Origin of the sequence: Escherichia sp. HH26CH, from assembly GCF_009820205.1 — a bacterium.
In the GTDB taxonomy this organism is placed as follows: domain Bacteria; phylum Pseudomonadota; class Gammaproteobacteria; order Enterobacterales; family Enterobacteriaceae; genus Escherichia; species Escherichia coli_F.
This window is the reverse complement of the sequence record NZ_VNXM01000039.1, coordinates 26,129-43,125: the sequence shown is the minus strand read 5'-3', so window position 1 is coordinate 43,125 and position 16,997 is coordinate 26,129. Positions and strand designations below refer to the sequence as shown.

Sequence of the window (16,997 nt, the reverse complement as noted above, 5' to 3'; positions counted from 1 at the left end):
TTGTTCGCATGATTAGCCATGTCTTTTTCACGGAAATAGTGTTTTATACTGGTTGGTGATTTCTTATCGCTATATACCTCTGGTTTTTAGATCCCTTCTTGCTTTAAAACGTTATAAGCGTTTAAATTGCGCTTCAGGTGCTGTCATACTGACTGCATTCACGCGGTAAATCGAAAAACTATTCTTCGCCGCGCCTGGTTGGGAGTATTTCCCGCTAAAATTGTTTAAATATACCGCTGTATCATCCCCAGGGATTGGCACAAAAATTTAACGTTACAACACCACATCCACAGGCAGTATGATTTATGACCCATCAATTAAGATCGCGCGATATCATCGCTCTGGGCTTTATGACATTTGCGTTGTTCGTCGGCGCAGGTAACATCATTTTCCCTCCAATGGTCGGCTTGCAGGCAGGCGAACACGTCTGGACTGCGGCATTCGGCTTCCTCATTACTGCCGTTGGCCTGCCGGTATTAACGGTGGTGGCGCTGGCGAAAGTTGGCGGTGGTGTTGACAGCCTCAGCACGCCAATTGGTAAAGTCGCTGGCGTACTGCTGGCAACGGTTTGCTACCTGGCTGTAGGGCCGTTGTTCGCCACGCCGCGTACAGCCACCGTCTCCTTTGAAGTGGGCATTGCGCCCCTGACGGGTGACTCCGCGCTGCCGCTGTTTATCTACAGCCTGGTCTATTTCGCTATCGTTATTCTGGTTTCGCTCTATCCGGGCAAACTGCTGGATACCGTCGGTAACTTCCTGGCACCGCTGAAAATTATCGCGCTGGTCATCCTGTCTGTTGCGGCAATTGTCTGGCCTGCGGGCTCTATCAGCACGGCGACTGAGGCTTATCAAAACGCCGCGTTTTCTAACGGCTTCGTTAATGGCTATCTGACCATGGATACGCTGGGCGCGATGGTGTTTGGTATCGTTATTGTTAATGCGGCGCGTTCTCGCGGCGTTACCGAAGCGCGTCTGCTGACCCGTTATACCGTCTGGGCTGGCCTGATGGCGGGTGTCGGTCTGACTCTGCTGTACCTGGCGCTGTTCCGTCTGGGTTCAGACAGCGCGTCGCTGGTCGATCAGTCTGCAAACGGTGCGGCTATTCTGCATGCCTACGTTCAGCACACCTTTGGCGGCGGTGGTAGCTTCCTGCTGGCGGCGTTAATCTTTATCGCCTGCCTGGTCACGGCGGTTGGCCTGACCTGTGCTTGTGCAGAATTCTTTGCTCAGTACGTACCGCTCTCCTATCGTACGCTGGTGTTTATCCTCGGCGGCTTCTCGATGGTGGTGTCTAACCTCGGCTTGAGCCAGCTGATTCAGATCTCCGTACCGGTGCTGACCGCTATTTATCCGCCGTGTATCGCACTGGTTGTATTAAGTTTTACACGCTCATGGTGGCATAATTCGTCCCGCGTGATTGCTCCGCCGATGTTTATCAGCCTGCTTTTTGGTATTCTCGACGGGATCAAAGCATCTGCATTCAGCGATATCTTACCGTCCTGGGCGCAGCGCTTACCGCTGGCCGAACAAGGTCTTGCGTGGTTAATGCCAACAGTGGTGATGGTGGTTCTGGCCATTATTTGGGATCGCGCGGCAGGTCGTCAGGTGACCTCCAGCGCTCACTAAATCACTGAATATTTGTTTTAACCACGGGGCTGCGATGCCCCGTGGTTTTTTATTGTGTTGATGGGTTAGGAATTGATGGAAAGTAAGAACAAGCTAAAGCGTGGGCTAAGTACCCGACACATACGCTTTATGGCACTGGGTTCAGCAATTGGCACCGGGTTGTTTTACGGTTCGGCAGACGCCATCAAAATGGCCGGTCCGAGCGTGTTGTTGGCCTATATTATCGGTGGTATCGCGGCGTATATCATTATGCGTGCGCTGGGGGAAATGTCGGTACATAACCCGGCAGCCAGCTCTTTCTCGCGCTATGCGCAGGAAAACCTCGGTCCACTGGCAGGTTATATCACTGGCTGGACCTACTGCTTTGAAATCCTTATTGTCGCCATCGCCGATGTGACCGCTTTCGGTATCTATATGGGCGTCTGGTTCCCGACGGTGCCACACTGGATTTGGGTACTGAGCGTAGTGCTGATTATCTGCGCCGTAAACCTGATGAGCGTGAAGGTATTTGGTGAGCTTGAGTTCTGGTTCTCGTTCTTTAAAGTCGCCACCATCATCATCATGATTGTCGCCGGTTTCGGCATCATTATCTGGGGGATTGGCAACGGCGGGCAACCGACCGGTATCCATAATCTTTGGAGCAACGGCGGCTTCTTCAGTAACGGCTGGCTTGGCATGGTGATGTCGCTGCAAATGGTAATGTTTGCTTACGGTGGGATCGAAATTATCGGGATTACCGCCGGGGAAGCGAAAGATCCGGAAAAATCGATTCCGCGTGCGATTAACTCCGTGCCGATGCGTATTCTGGTGTTCTACGTCGGTACGCTGTTCGTCATTATGTCTATCTATCCGTGGAATCAGGTTGGCACTGCCGGTAGCCCGTTCGTGCTGACGTTCCAGCATATGGGCATTACCTTTGCCGCCAGCATTCTTAACTTTGTTGTGCTGACCGCTTCGCTGTCAGCAATTAACAGTGACGTATTTGGCGTAGGTCGTATGCTTCACGGCATGGCAGAGCAGGGTAGCGCGCCGAAAATTTTCAGCAAAACCTCGCGTCGCGGTATTCCGTGGGTCACGGTGCTGGTGATGACTACCGCGCTATTGTTTGCGGTATATCTGAACTACATCATGCCGGAAAATGTCTTCCTGGTGATCGCTTCGCTGGCAACCTTCGCCACGGTGTGGGTATGGATTATGATCCTGCTGTCGCAAATTGCTTTCCGTCGCCGTTTGCCGCCAGAAGAAGTGAAGGCACTGAAATTTAAAGTACCAGGTGGGGTAGCAACGACCATCGGCGGTTTGATTTTCCTGCTCTTTATTATCGGATTGATTGGTTATCATCCGGACACACGTATCTCGCTGTACGTTGGTTTCGCGTGGATTGTTCTGCTGTTGATTGGCTGGATGTTTAAACGCCGCCACGATCGTCAGCTGGCTGAAAATCACTAATCACTGCGTTCTGTAAGCCGGATCAAGGCAAGCCCTGATCCGGCTATTCCGAAAGTTATCCGCCCCCGTCCTCCTCCCCCAAATATCCTTCAGATGATGAGTGATCCTGCATTAGGCTATGGCAAGGTGATCAGATTTTCATCACAGGGGAATTATGATGTTAAATGCATGGCACCTGCCGGTGCCCCCATTTGTTAAACAAAGCAAAGATCAACTACTCATTACACTGTGGCTGACAGGCGAAGACCCACCGCAGCGGATTATGCTACGTACAGAAAACGATAACGAAGAAACGTCAGTAGCGATGCATAAGCAGCGCAGTCAGCCGCAGCCTGGCGTTACCGCATGGCGGGCGGCGATCGATCTCTCCAGCGGGCAACCTCGGCGGCGTTATAGTTTCAAATTACTGTGGCACGATCGCCAGCGTTGGTTTACACCGCAGGGCTTCAGCCGAATGCCGCCAGCACGACTGGAGCAGTTTGCCGTCGATGTCCCGGATATCGGCCCACAATGGGCTGCGGATCAGATTTTTTATCAGATCTTCCCTGATCGTTTCGCCCGTAGTCTTCCTCGTGAAGCTGAACAGGATCATGTTTATTACCATCACGCAGCCGGACAAGAGATCATATTGCGTGACTGGGATGAACCGGTCACGGCGCAGGCGGGCGGATCAACGTTCTATGGCGGCGATCTGGACGGTATCAGCGAAAAACTGCCGTATCTGAAAAAACTTGGCGTGACGGCGCTGTATCTTAATCCGGTGTTTAAAGCTCCCAGCGTACATAAATACGATACCGAGGATTATCGCCATGTCGATCCGCAGTTTGGCGGCGATGGGGCGTTGCTGCGTTTACGAAACAATACACAGCAGATGGGAATGCGGCTGGTGCTGGACGGCGTGTTTAACCACAGTGGCGATTCCCATGCCTGGTTTGACCGACATAATCGTGGAACAGGTGGCGCTTGTCACAACCCCGAATCGCCCTGGCGTGACTGGTACTCATTTAGCGATGATGGCACGGCGCTCGACTGGCTGGGCTATGCCAGCCTGCCGAAGCTGGATTATCAGTCGGAAAGTCTGGTGAATGAAATTTATCGCGGGGAAGACAGCATTGTCCGCCATTGGCTGAAAGCACCATGGAATATGGACGGCTGGCGGCTGGATGTGGTGCATATGCTGGGAGAAGCGGGTGGGGCGCGCAATAATTTGCAGCACGTTGCTGGGATCACCGAAGCGGCGAAAGAAACTCAGCCGGAAGCGTATATTGTCGGAGAGCATTTTGGCGATGCACGGCAATGGTTACAGGCCGATGTGGAAGATGCCGCCATGAACTATCGCGGCTTCACATTCCCGTTGTGGGGATTTCTTGCCAACACCGATATCTCTTATGATCCGCAGCAAATTGACGCCCAAACCTGTATGGCCTGGATGGATAATTACCGCGCAGGGCTTTCTCATCAACAGCAATTACGTATGTTTAATCAGCTCGATAGCCACGATACTGCGCGATTTAAAACTCTGCTCGGTCGGGATATTGCGCGCCTGCCGCTGGCGGTGGTCTGGTTGTTCACCTGGCCTGGTGTACCGTGCATTTATTACGGTGATGAAGTGGGACTGGATGGTAAAAACGATCCGTTTTGCCGTAAACCGTTCCCCTGGCAGGTGGAAAAGCAGGATACGGCGTTATTCGCGCTGTACCAGCGAATGATTGCGCTGCGTAAGAAAAGTCAGGCGCTGCGTCGTGGCGGCTGTCAGGTGCTATATGCGGAAGATAACGTGGTGGTATTTGTCCGCGTGCTGAATCAGCAGCGTGTGCTGGTTGCTATCAACCGTGGCGAAGCCTGTGAAGTGGTGCTACCCGCGTCGCCGTTACTCAATGTCGCGCAATGGCAACGCAAAGAAGGCCATGGGCAACTGACCGACGGGATTCTGGCTTTGCCTGCCATTTCGGCTACGGTATGGATGAACTAAAGCATCTGTTTTATTTGTTACGTCGTTAGTCATCAGCCCTGACACTACGCAGCGAAAAAGCTGCACAATGTCAGGGCTGAGTTTGTTAAATATTTGTCCCGATCGATATGAGCGATTTTTGGTATTCTTTGCCCATGAGGTTATGTACAACCTGCTCCAGGATAACCCTGTAGTGGAGCAAAGATATGACAATTTCAAATTCGAATTTATTGAAACCGTTTATTACTGGTACTGAGTGGACACCTTTTAAAGAGGATGTCTTTTCTAAAACAGAAGAACAATTTAAAAAAAGCCCCCATGGCAAATTGCTTTTCATTTCCGGAAATGAAAACTTAGTAAACATTTCAGCGGAAAAAATCGATGAAATAAAAAATAGCAAAAGTTTCTTTTCAAACGTTGTAAATATAATAATTTTACTAATTAAGCATCCTGATAAAATTCTGGCCATTCTTCATGGTTGCCCTGCAGAGTCCATCGAAGTCATTAAGAATGCGAAACGAACGGGGCAATGGTCATATGAGATGACTGATAAGTACGGGCAGAGTATTGAAGTTTCCTATATTTTCACTGATACCATAGATGATAAATCTGATGGAAAATTATGCTTAAAAATCTGTAACTCCTGCAACCAAAATGATTCTAGTACACATCAATATAAAATAGATCATCAACAGTTGAAAAATCACATAAGGCAACTTGAGGAGTGGGCCCTTCTTGAAAAGTTTTATGATAACAACGCTTATTATTCTAAACGTACAAAACAATTAGAGAAGAAAATTGCCGATGCGGGGTTTATAACAGGGAAGGTTAATGTCGATAACTTTAATGTAAAAGAGTTTAAAGACGATATAGCCTCGATGCTTTGTGAACAGCCCCCCATGCGTACACACCAGATTTCTTCATCCGGATACTTATCTGCCGATAAAGTGCCCGATCTCTATAAGACAAATTTGAAAGACGCGCAGAGAGATCTGAAAACAACACCGGTTGACATCGATGGTGTTAGTCTAAAATCAAAAACTCGGGAAAAAATTGCGGAAGTAATTGAGAAAAAAACTGAGAAAGAAAATGCGAAACAAAATGCGAAGACCATTGAGGAGAAGAATATCGAAAAAAACAAGAAAGAAACAAATCCTGAGGATAATTTTGTCTTAAAATTCTCACAGGAAGAAATCAATGAGATGCTCCTGGATTACAGCGATGAAGAACAAAACAAATTAAGACCTTTTTTCACTAGTGATCACATGTATTGTTTATTTGATGCTTTTAGTCAGGGTTTGCATAATGTTGCTCGTGATGGCAGTCCACGGTATGCAGGTTTACTACATCAAATAGCATCCAACTCTGAGATATTACAAGATTTTGATCAACAATTGTTCTGGCGCACGTTTACAGGAGGGGTCTTCCATCGACGTATCTCTGTGAACAGCGAGCCAGAAAAGACAGATGTATGGCGATTCAGTGCACAATTTGATTTTCCACATATAAATGAAAACGGAGATTTGTCCAGAACGGTACTCATGTTCGAGGGGGTTGCTGAAAGCAACTTTAAAGATATCGCCAATCATTCCAGCGAATGTTTTTCTTACAGCTGTTATGCCGCCCCGCTGGATGCGAATGCTAAAAAATAGTGACGCTGGAGCTTGAAGTTTCAGAGCGCCTTGCGTGACGCCTGCGCCATCATCCGCGGATAAAACTGCCAGAAGCGGGTTTCCAGGGCGTCGTAATGGGTGTCTAAATCGTACCAGGAGTCACGCAGGGCATCCAGACGTGGGCGACGGCTTGCCATGCCGTTTAACACGTTCTGGATGAAATCCATATCGCGATAGCGCACCAGCCATTGCTCAGACCATAAGTAATTGTTCAGATTGATAAAGCGTGGCGGTGAGTCTGGAAGAATAGTCATCACTTGCTCCCGGGCATAACAGGTAAATTCCTGTAGCGGAAAGTCCGGTGATAGCTGCGACCAGTGGCGTGAAAGAAAGTGATCCCACATGACATCCAGCGTAATAGGCGCAACGCGGCGAGTTTCACTACGAAACCATTCCCGTGCTTCGCGGACTTCCGGCAGATTGTCAGTCAATACGTCGATACGTCGATGCATATGAATGCCAGCCACGACGTCGGGCGGAAAACTTTCTTCAGGATTTCCGCGTACGAAATCAGCCAGTAAATTACCGGAAAGCGAACTTTCCGCGAGATGGGCTAGATGCAGGTGAGCTAAAAAATTCATCGATTATATTCTATCCAAAGGGGGGTAAAGGTTGCAGGGAGAGCGCCCCGGCACTAGACTACCCGCCTCTTATTTTAGTCTGAGTCAGTGTCATGCGCGTTACCGATTTCTCCTTTGAATTGCCCGAATCCCTGATTGCCCACTATCCAATGCCTGAACGCAGTAGCTGTCGTTTACTGTCGCTGGACGGGCCGACGGGCGCGCTGACGCACGGTACTTTCACCGATTTACTCGATAAGCTCAACCCCGGCGATCTTCTGGTTTTTAATAATACCCGCGTGATCCCGGCGCGCCTGTTTGGGCGTAAAGCCAGCGGCGGCAAGATTGAAGTGCTGGTTGAGCGTATGCTCGACGACAAACGCATTCTTGCGCATATTCGCGCTTCGAAAGCGCCAAAACCGGGCGCAGAGCTGCTGTTGGGCGATGACGAAAGTATCAACGCAACAATGACCGCTCGCCACGGCGCACTGTTTGAAGTCGAATTTAATGATGATCGTTCTGTACTGGATATCCTCAACAGCATCGGCCACATGCCACTGCCGCCGTACATCGACCGTCCGGACGAAGATGCAGACCGCGAACTTTATCAAACAGTTTATAGTGAAAAACCGGGCGCGGTAGCGGCCCCGACTGCCGGGCTGCATTTTGACGAACCTTTGCTGGAAAAATTGCGCGCCAAAGGCGTGGAGATGGCGTTCGTAACTCTGCACGTTGGTGCGGGTACTTTCCAGCCGGTGCGCGTCGACACCATTGAAGATCACATCATGCACTCAGAATACGCTGAAGTGCCGCAGGATGTGGTAGACGCGGTACTGGCAGCAAAAGCGCGCGGCAATCGGGTGATTGCGGTTGGCACCACCTCGGTACGTTCGCTGGAAAGCGCGGCCCAGGCGGCGAAAAACGATCTCATTGAACCGTTCTTTGACGATACCCAAATCTTTATCTATCCGGGCTTCCAGTACAAAGTGGTCGATGCGCTGGTGACGAACTTCCACCTTCCTGAATCGACGCTGATTATGCTGGTTTCGGCATTTGCCGGCTATCAACACACTATGAACGCCTATAAAGCGGCGGTAGAAGAGAAATATCGCTTTTTTAGTTACGGTGATGCGATGTTTATCACGTACAATCCGCAGGCAATTAATGAGCGCGTCGGGGAGTAATTCCGCGGCGCTGGTTTAAACGTTGGACTGTTTTTCTGACGTAGTGGAGAAAAAATGAAATTTGAACTGGACACCACCGACGGTCGCGCACGCCGTGGCCGCCTGGTCTTTGATCGTGGCGTAGTGGAAACGCCTTGCTTTATGCCTGTTGGCACCTACGGCACCGTAAAAGGGATGACGCCGGAAGAAGTTGAAGCCACTGGCGCACAAATTATTCTCGGTAACACCTTCCACCTGTGGCTGCGCCCGGGCCAGGAAATCATGAAACTGCATGGCGATCTGCACGATTTTATGCAGTGGAAAGGCCCGATTCTTACCGACTCCGGCGGCTTCCAGGTTTTCAGTCTTGGCGATATTCGTAAAATCACCGAACAGGGCGTTCACTTCCGTAACCCCATCAACGGCGATCCGATTTTCCTCGACCCAGAAAAGTCGATGGAGATTCAGTACGATCTTGGTTCAGATATCGTCATGATCTTTGATGAGTGTACGCCGTATCCTGCTGACTGGGATTACGCAAAACGCTCGATGGAGATGTCTCTGCGTTGGGCGAAGCGTAGCCGTGAGCGTTTTGACAGTCTCGGTAACAAAAATGCGCTGTTTGGTATCATTCAGGGCAGCGTTTACGAAGATTTACGTGATATTTCTGTTAAAGGTCTGGTAGATATCGGTTTTGATGGCTACGCTGTCGGCGGTCTGGCTGTGGGTGAGCCGAAAGCAGATATGCACCGCATTCTGGAGCATGTGTGTCCGCAAATTCCGGCAGACAAACCGCGTTACCTGATGGGCGTTGGTAAACCGGAAGATCTGGTTGAAGGCGTACGTCGCGGTATCGATATGTTTGACTGCGTAATGCCAACCCGCAACGCCCGAAATGGTCATCTGTTCGTGACCGATGGCGTGGTGAAAATCCGCAATGCGAAGTATAAGAGCGATACTGGCCCACTCGATCCTGAGTGTGATTGCTACACCTGTCGCAATTATTCACGCGCTTACTTGCATCATCTCGACCGTTGCAACGAAATATTAGGCGCGCGACTCAATACCATTCATAACCTTCGTTACTACCAGCGTTTGATGGCGGGTTTACGCAAGGCTATTGAAGAGGGTAAATTAGAGAGCTTCGTAACTGATTTTTACCAGCGTCAGGGGCGAGAAGTACCACCTTTGAACGTTGATTAATATTAATAATGAGGGAAATTTAATGAGCTTTTTTATTTCTGATGCGGTAGCGGCAACGGGTGCACCGGCGCAAGGTAGCCCGATGTCTTTGATTTTGATGCTGGTGGTATTCGGTCTGATTTTCTATTTCATGATCCTGCGTCCACAGCAGAAGCGCACCAAAGAACACAAAAAGCTGATGGACTCCATTGCCAAAGGTGATGAAGTTCTGACGAACGGTGGCCTGGTTGGTCGCGTAACCAAAGTAGCGGAAAACGGCTACATTGCTATCGCGCTGAATGACACCACTGAAGTAGTTATTAAACGTGACTTCGTAGCTGCCGTCCTGCCGAAAGGCACCATGAAGGCGCTGTAATTAAAATTTTTCCCTAAGGGAATTGCCGTGTTAAACCGTTATCCTTTGTGGAAGTACGTCATGCTGATCGTGGTGATTGTCATCGGTCTGCTGTATGCGCTTCCCAACCTGTTTGGTGAGGATCCGGCTGTTCAGATCACTGGCGCGCGCGGAGTCGCCGCCAGTGAGCAAACGCTGATCCAGGTCCAGAAAACGTTACAAGAAGAAAAAATAACTGCTAAGTCTGTGGCACTGGAAGAGGGCGCTATTCTTGCGCGCTTCGACTCCACTGACACCCAACTGCGCGCTCGTGAAGCATTAATGGGCGTTATGGGTGACAAATACGTCGTGGCGCTTAACCTTGCCCCGGCAACGCCGCGCTGGCTGGCAGCTATTCACGCTGAGCCGATGAAGCTCGGCCTTGACCTGCGTGGCGGCGTTCACTTCCTGATGGAAGTGGATATGGACACCGCGCTTGGCAAACTCCAGGAACAAAACATCGATAGCCTGCGCAGCGACCTGCGCGAAAAGGGCATCCCGTATACCACCGTTCGTAAAGAAAACAACTACGGCCTGAGCATCACTTTCCGCGATGCTAAAGCTCGTGATGAAGCCATTGCGTATCTGAGCAAGCGTCATCCGGACCTGGTGATTAGTAGCCAGGGCAGCAACCAGCTGCGTGCGGTAATGAGCGATGCTCGCCTGAGTGAAGCGCGTGAATATGCGGTGCAGCAGAACATTAATATCCTGCGTAACCGTGTAAACCAACTTGGTGTGGCGGAGCCTGTAGTACAACGTCAGGGCGCAGACCGCATTGTCGTTGAGCTGCCAGGTATTCAGGATACCGCTCGTGCGAAAGAGATTCTTGGCGCTACTGCGACGCTGGAGTTCCGTCTGGTAAACACCAACGTTGATCAGGCCGCAGCGGCATCCGGCCGCGTACCGGGCGACTCTGAAGTGAAACAGACCCGCGAAGGTCAGCCGGTTGTGCTGTACAAACGCGTAATTCTGACCGGTGACCATATCACCGACTCCACTTCCAGCCAGGACGAATACAACCAGCCGCAGGTTAACATCTCGCTCGATAGCGCTGGTGGTAACATCATGTCGAACTTCACCAAGGACAACATCGGCAAACCGATGGCGACCCTATTTGTGGAGTACAAAGACAGCGGTAAGAAAGATGCAAACGGTCGTGCGGTTCTGGTGAAACAGGAAGAGGTGATTAACATCGCTAATATCCAGTCTCGTCTGGGTAACAGCTTCCGTATCACCGGTATCAATAACCCGAACGAAGCGCGCCAGCTTTCGCTGTTGCTGCGTGCTGGTGCGTTGATCGCACCGATTCAGATTGTTGAAGAACGTACCATTGGCCCGACCCTGGGTATGCAGAATATTGAACAGGGGCTGGAGGCATGTCTCGCCGGTCTGCTGGTTTCTATTCTGTTCATGATCCTCTTCTATAAGAAGTTTGGTCTGATTGCGACCAGTGCTCTGATTGCGAACTTGATCTTGATCGTCGGCATTATGTCGCTGTTGCCAGGTGCAACGCTGAGTATGCCGGGTATCGCGGGTATCGTCTTAACCCTTGCGGTGGCGGTCGATGCGAACGTACTGATCAACGAACGTATTAAAGAAGAGTTAAGCAACGGGCGTACTGTTCAGCAGGCAATTGATGAAGGTTATCGTGGCGCATTCAGTTCCATCTTCGATGCGAACATCACCACGCTGATTAAAGTCATCATCCTGTACGCAGTGGGTACCGGGGCAATTAAAGGGTTCGCGATTACTACCGGTATCGGTGTGGCGACGTCGATGTTTACCGCGATTGTCGGTACGCGTGCCATCGTAAACCTGCTATATGGCGGCAAGCGCGTCAAGAAGCTGTCAATCTGAGGAGTGCGATGTGGCACAGGAATATACTGTTGAACAACTAAACCACGGCCGTAAAGTCTATGACTTTATGCGCTGGGACTACTGGGCTTTCGGCATCTCTGGTCTGCTGTTAATCGCCGCTATCGTTATTATGGGCGTGCGCGGCTTTAACTGGGGGCTGGATTTCACCGGTGGTACGGTTATCGAAATTACGCTCGAAAAACCGGCTGAAATCGATGTGATGCGTGATGCATTGCAGAAAGCGGGCTTTGAAGAGCCGATGCTGCAAAACTTTGGTAGCAGCCACGACATCATGGTCCGTATGCCGCCTGCTGAAGGCGAAACCGGCGGCCAGGTGCTGGGCAGCCAGGTTCTGAAGGTGATTAACGAATCCACCAATCAGAATGCGGCAGTGAAGCGTATTGAGTTCGTCGGTCCGAGCGTGGGGGCAGACCTTGCGCAAACCGGTGCGATGGCGCTGATGGCAGCGCTGCTGTCTATCCTCGTGTACGTTGGTTTCCGCTTTGAGTGGCGACTGGCGGCAGGGGTTGTTATTGCGCTGGCGCACGACGTTATCATTACGCTGGGTATTTTGTCGTTATTCCATATCGAGATTGACCTGACTATTGTGGCATCACTGATGTCGGTCATCGGTTACTCGCTTAACGACAGTATCGTGGTCTCGGACCGTATTCGTGAAAACTTCCGCAAGATCCGTCGCGGTACGCCTTACGAAATCTTTAACGTGTCCTTGACCCAGACGCTGCACCGTACCTTGATCACATCCGGTACTACCTTGATGGTTATCCTGATGCTGTACCTCTTCGGTGGTCCGGTACTGGAAGGCTTCTCGCTGACCATGCTGATTGGTGTGACTATCGGTACTGCATCTTCTATCTACGTAGCATCGGCGCTGGCCCTGAAACTGGGTATGAAGCGCGAACACATGCTGCAGCAGAAAGTGGAAAAAGAAGGGGCGGATCAGCCGTCAATTCTGCCTTAATCAAGTTTCAGCTGATGTTGAAAATCCCGGTCAGAAGATCGGGATTTTTTTTGATGTAAGGTGATTGCGAAAACCCTCGCATCTTGGGAAACTGCGCCTAACCCTACATTTCATCCAGGTAACTTCTCATGGCTATCATCCCAAAAAATTATGCGCGGTTAGAAAGCGGCTATCGCGAAAAAGCATTAAAAATCTATCCGTGGGTGTGTGGACGCTGCTCCCGCGAGTTTGTCTACTCCAATCTGCGTGAACTTACCGTTCACCATATCGATCACGACCATACTAATAACCCGGAAGATGGCAGTAACTGGGAATTGTTGTGTCTCTATTGCCACGATCATGAGCATTCGAAATATACCGAAGCGGATCAGTATGGTACGACCGTTATCGCAGGGGAAGATGCGCAGAAAGATGTCGGTGAAGCGAAGTACAACCCATTCGCTGATTTAAAAGCGATGATGAATAAGAAGAAGTGATAAAAAAATGACGGATACAAAATCCGTTATTTGAGCTTTATGACAAACGCAAAATTGCCTGATGCGCTACGCTTATCAGGACTACGTAATCTCAGCAATGTATTGAATTTACGTGTTTTTGTAGGCCGGATAAGGCGTTTACGCCGCATCCGGCATGAACAAAGCGCACGTTGTTAACAATCTGAAATGCCGGATACAAGATCCGGCATTTCAGTCATCAGAAGTTGTAACCTACTACCAGGTAACCACCCCAGCCGGTAGAGCGAACGTTGAAGTTGCCGTTGCCGAAGTTCAGTTCTGCATCGTCGTTCCACTGACCACCGTCGTGCCAGTAACGAGCTACGACAGAGTAGTGCCAGTGATCGTAGTTCAGAGCCAGAATATGGCTGGAAGCGATGGAGTTATTGGTACGGGTCTTAATACCGTTGATTGCGTTACCGCTGTCATCCCCTAAATCGGAACCCCAGTCGAAGTTGGTGAAGCCGATGTAGCTCAGCTGACCACCCCACAGATCGGTAATCGGCACAAAGTATTTAATTTTGAAACGGTAACCGTCCCACTCGTTTTCATTCGCTGCGCCATAGTTCTGCCACTGGTATTTTGCATAGATGTTCATGGACAGGCTCATCGGCAGGCCAGTATCGATATCGGTACCCAGACCCATGTACCAGGTGCTCTGGCGACCATCTTTATTACGACCCATGTCGTAAATGTAGTTGTTCGCGAAGTACCACTCTTTGAACGGACCAAAGCTAAGGTCAGTATTGGTCAGCTTGTCGATGGAGAAACGTGGTTCGATTTCCATAAACAGCGGGGAACCGTGGTTCCAGATACCTTTTGCATCGGAGTTACCGCCGAAGAATACCGGCGCATCCGCATACCCATAGAAGTCGAACCAGTCTTTTTTAGCGAATGCTTCGTACTCAAGGTAGGTATCGTTGCGGATCTGCGGTCCGAAACGGGTGTGATAGCTTCCGACAACGTTAACGCTCTGGTGCCACCAGTCGGAAAGATACTGCGGTTTGTCGTTTTCAGCTGCGTTAACAGTAAAAGACGAAGAGAGCGCCAGTACCGCACCGGCTGCCAGTAATGTTTTTTTCATATGTATGCCACTGTTTGAAAATCCCTTGCGGGAGTGAAAAAGGCGCAAATTGCGTTTCTAAATATTTCGTATACAGAGGAGCCTATTATAAAAATCATTGCTCACAAAAATATGTTTCGTTTCACAGTTCTATCATTTACGTAATCGATTGCGTTCACGTTTACACACATTCGGGCGGGGATTGTACTGACTTTCACCCTTGTTGCAAACTTTTACTATCAATCTGGGTGATGTAAGCAGAGTAACAAAATGACGGGGAAAGATGTTGCGGGACGCACAAAACGCCCCGCGATACGTTTACTGCATAACAGGTTGAATGTCGTGGATACGTACAAAGCCTAACTGATCCACAGAAATACCCTTTAACTGTAACGGAATATCAACATCGCTGGGGGCGAGGACGCTGGCAGGGGCGTTAATCAATTGATTCTGCACATTGATTTCCTGAAAGTTGTCTATTGTTCCCTGAATTTGCCCATATTCAACAGTTCCGCTGAATGCGGGCAAGGGATCATTCGACTCGCCCTGAATACGTAGCGTCAGGGTGGTGCCATCTGTATCAGGCGTAATATTCACCAGCGACATACGTAAAGTACCGATCTGGCTTTCCAGTCTTGCTGGTGTTTTCGCTCCAGGCAGAAGGTAAACCCCACTGCTGGATTTTGCATTCAGCCTGTTTTGCTGAGTGATTTTGACCGTTTCTTTATTGAGTTGCGTCATCTCCTGGTTCAGTGTGCTGACGCTGTGTTTCATCTGCCGCACTTCGCTTTGCTGCACACAGGCGCTAAGGCTGAACAGGCTTCCCAGCAGGAGCAGTCGAAAAACGTTAGTATTCATAGGTCGTCCCTTTCTCATCGCAATAAGCCTAATGGTAGAGGGTAAAAGCAGCGAAAGCATCGATCCTTTATCTCAAAAGCGTTGCGCCTTTGTTGTATCGTCAGTTCAGGGTAAAATAGATTTCTGTTAACCACCTGGTCAGGACGCCGTATGCATTGCCCATTCTGTTTCGCCGTGGACACTAAGGTAATTGACTCTCGTCTCGTAGGCGAGGGCTCATCCGTACGCCGCCGTCGGCAGTGTCTGGTGTGTAATGAACGTTTCACCACCTTTGAAGTGGCGGAGCTGGTTATGCCACGTGTTGTAAAAAGCAATGACGTGCGTGAACCGTTTAATGAAGAGAAATTACGTAGCGGAATGCTGCGGGCGCTGGAAAAACGTCCGGTGAGTTCCGATGACGTCGAAATGGCAATCAATCATATTAAATCGCAGCTGCGCGCCACCGGTGAGCGTGAAGTGCCGAGCAAGATGATTGGCAATCTGGTGATGGAGCAATTGAAAAAGCTCGATAAAGTCGCCTATATCCGTTTTGCCTCTGTCTATCGCAGTTTCGAAGATATCAAAGAATTTGGCGAAGAGATCGCGCGCCTGGAGGACTAAGCCGTGCAGGACGAGTATTACATGGCGCGGGCGCTAAAGCTGGCGCAACGAGGACGTTTTACCACTCATCCCAACCCGAATGTCGGGTGCGTCATTGTAAAAGATGGCGAAATCGTCGGTGAAGGTTACCATCAGCGAGCGGGTGAACCGCATGCCGAGGTACACGCGTTGCGCATGGCTGGCGAAAAAGCCAAAGGTGCCACGGCGTATGTCACACTCGAACCTTGTAGTCATCATGGTCGTACGCCGCCATGTTGCGATGCGTTGATTGCTGCGGGTGTCACGCGCGTGGTTGCCGCGATGCAGGATCCTAACCCGCAGGTCGCTGGGCGTGGACTTTATCGTTTGCAACAGGCTGGCATTGAGGTCAGCCACGGCCTGATGATGAGTGAAGCCGAGCAATTGAATAAAGGCTTTCTCAAGCGCATGCGCACCGGCTTTCCTTATATCCAGTTAAAACTTGGCGCGTCGCTAGATGGTCGCACGGCGATGGCGAGCGGCGAAAGCCAGTGGATCACGTCTCCTCAGGCGCGACGCGATGTACAACGTCTGCGTGCGCAAAGTCATGCCATTTTAACCAGCAGCGCAACAATCATGGCGGACGATCCAGCCTTAACAGTGCGTTGGTCTGAACTGGATGAACAAACTCAGGGGCTCTACCCGCAACACAATCTCCGCCAGCCGGTACGTATTGTGATTGATAGCCAAAATCGCGTGACGCCGGAACATCGCATTGTGCAGCAGCCCGGCGAAACTTGGTTCGCGCGTACGCAGGAAGATTCTCGCGAGTGGCCGGAAACGGTGCGAACCTTGCTGATTCCAGAGCATAAAGGTCATCTGGATCTGGTTGTATTGATGATGCAACTGGGTAAACAGCAGATTAATAGCATCTGGGTGGAAGCTGGGCCAACGCTCGCTGGCGCATTGCTACAGGCGGGCTTAGTCGATGAGCTGATTGTCTATATCGCACCTAAACTATTAGGCAGTGACGCCCGCGGATTATGTACGTTGCCGGGGCTTGAGAAATTAGCCGACGTCCCCCAATTTAAATTCAAAGAGATACGTCATGTAGGCCCGGATGTTTGCCTGCATTTAGTGGGTGCATGATCTCCCGGCTCGAAAGGGAAGCAGCGCACGAAATATTAT

At 50.3% G+C, this 16,997-nt stretch carries 15 protein-coding genes; 12 read left to right on the top strand and 3 right to left on the bottom strand.

What is annotated here, in order from left to right; genetic code table 11:
* Positions 1 to 305: 305 nt before the first annotated feature.
* From brnQ to FQ015_RS13055, 4 genes are all read left to right on the top strand, one after another.
* Positions 306 to 1,625 carry a branched-chain amino acid transporter carrier protein BrnQ gene (brnQ, locus tag FQ015_RS13070; RefSeq protein WP_000149639.1) on the top strand — a complete coding sequence of 440 codons (1,320 nt, stop codon included), beginning with the start codon at positions 306 to 308 and terminating at the stop codon, positions 1,623 to 1,625.
* Between the two features lie 75 nt (positions 1,626 to 1,700).
* A complete protein-coding gene (gene proY, locus FQ015_RS13065; protein ID WP_001353407.1) occupies positions 1,701 to 3,074 on the top strand; it encodes a proline-specific permease ProY in 1,374 nt (457 codons plus the stop codon).
* Between the two features lie 154 nt (positions 3,075 to 3,228).
* Entirely contained in the window at positions 3,229 to 5,046 is a 1,818-nt protein-coding gene (malZ, locus tag FQ015_RS13060) for a maltodextrin glucosidase (RefSeq protein WP_160524136.1), read from the top strand.
* 185 nt (positions 5,047 to 5,231) lie between these two features.
* Positions 5,232 to 6,677, top strand: a complete 1,446-nt coding sequence (locus tag FQ015_RS13055; protein WP_160524135.1) for a hypothetical protein — start codon at positions 5,232 to 5,234, stop codon at positions 6,675 to 6,677.
* Positions 6,678 to 6,697: 20 nt separating this feature from the next.
* Here the strand turns inward: FQ015_RS13055 and acpH are convergent, their stop codons facing one another.
* Entirely contained in the window at positions 6,698 to 7,279 is a 582-nt protein-coding gene (acpH, locus tag FQ015_RS13050) for an ACP phosphodiesterase (protein ID WP_039020986.1), read from the bottom strand.
* Positions 7,280 to 7,371: 92 nt separating this feature from the next.
* On the opposite strand from acpH, the gene queA reads away from it, so the two are divergent.
* The 6 genes from queA to yajD all read left to right on the top strand — a co-directional run bounded on the left by queA (position 7,372) and on the right by yajD (position 13,312).
* Positions 7,372 to 8,442: a tRNA preQ1(34) S-adenosylmethionine ribosyltransferase-isomerase QueA gene (gene queA / locus FQ015_RS13045; protein ID WP_001266492.1), complete on the top strand. Its 1,071-nt coding sequence runs from the start codon at positions 7,372 to 7,374 to the stop codon at positions 8,440 to 8,442.
* Between the two features lie 54 nt (positions 8,443 to 8,496).
* Positions 8,497 to 9,624, top strand: coding sequence for a tRNA guanosine(34) transglycosylase Tgt (gene tgt, locus FQ015_RS13040; RefSeq protein WP_000667319.1), 1,128 nt, complete (start codon positions 8,497 to 8,499; stop codon positions 9,622 to 9,624).
* Between the two features lie 22 nt (positions 9,625 to 9,646).
* Positions 9,647 to 9,979: a preprotein translocase subunit YajC gene (gene yajC / locus FQ015_RS13035; protein WP_000007629.1), complete on the top strand. Its 333-nt coding sequence runs from the start codon at positions 9,647 to 9,649 to the stop codon at positions 9,977 to 9,979.
* 27 nt (positions 9,980 to 10,006) lie between these two features.
* Positions 10,007 to 11,854: a protein translocase subunit SecD gene (gene secD, locus FQ015_RS13030; RefSeq protein WP_064735139.1), complete on the top strand. Its 1,848-nt coding sequence runs from the start codon at positions 10,007 to 10,009 to the stop codon at positions 11,852 to 11,854.
* 10 nt (positions 11,855 to 11,864) lie between these two features.
* Positions 11,865 to 12,836: a protein translocase subunit SecF gene (gene secF / locus FQ015_RS13025; protein WP_000046638.1), complete on the top strand. Its 972-nt coding sequence runs from the start codon at positions 11,865 to 11,867 to the stop codon at positions 12,834 to 12,836.
* Between the two features lie 128 nt (positions 12,837 to 12,964).
* Entirely contained in the window at positions 12,965 to 13,312 is a 348-nt protein-coding gene (yajD, locus tag FQ015_RS13020; RefSeq protein ID WP_000974813.1) for an HNH nuclease YajD, read from the top strand.
* A gap of 217 nt (positions 13,313 to 13,529) precedes the next feature.
* On the opposite strand, the gene tsx is transcribed toward yajD, so the two are convergent.
* Entirely contained in the window at positions 13,530 to 14,414 is an 885-nt protein-coding gene (gene tsx, locus FQ015_RS13015) for a nucleoside-specific channel-forming protein Tsx (RefSeq protein ID WP_004971109.1), read from the bottom strand.
* Between the two features lie 297 nt (positions 14,415 to 14,711).
* Positions 14,712 to 15,251 carry a DUF3251 domain-containing protein gene (locus tag FQ015_RS13010; protein ID WP_001314529.1) on the bottom strand — a complete coding sequence of 180 codons (540 nt, stop codon included), beginning with the start codon at positions 15,249 to 15,251 and terminating at the stop codon, positions 14,712 to 14,714.
* A 150-nt stretch (positions 15,252 to 15,401) separates the two neighbouring features.
* On the opposite strand from FQ015_RS13010, the gene nrdR reads away from it, so the two are divergent.
* Entirely contained in the window at positions 15,402 to 15,851 is a 450-nt protein-coding gene (nrdR, locus tag FQ015_RS13005) for a transcriptional regulator NrdR (protein WP_000543535.1), read from the top strand.
* A 3-nt stretch (positions 15,852 to 15,854) separates the two neighbouring features.
* Complete coding sequence (ribD, locus tag FQ015_RS13000; protein ID WP_160524134.1) at positions 15,855 to 16,958, top strand: bifunctional diaminohydroxyphosphoribosylaminopyrimidine deaminase/5-amino-6-(5-phosphoribosylamino)uracil reductase RibD; 1,104 nt, start codon at positions 15,855 to 15,857, stop codon at positions 16,956 to 16,958.
* Positions 16,959 to 16,997: the final 39 nt, after the last annotated feature.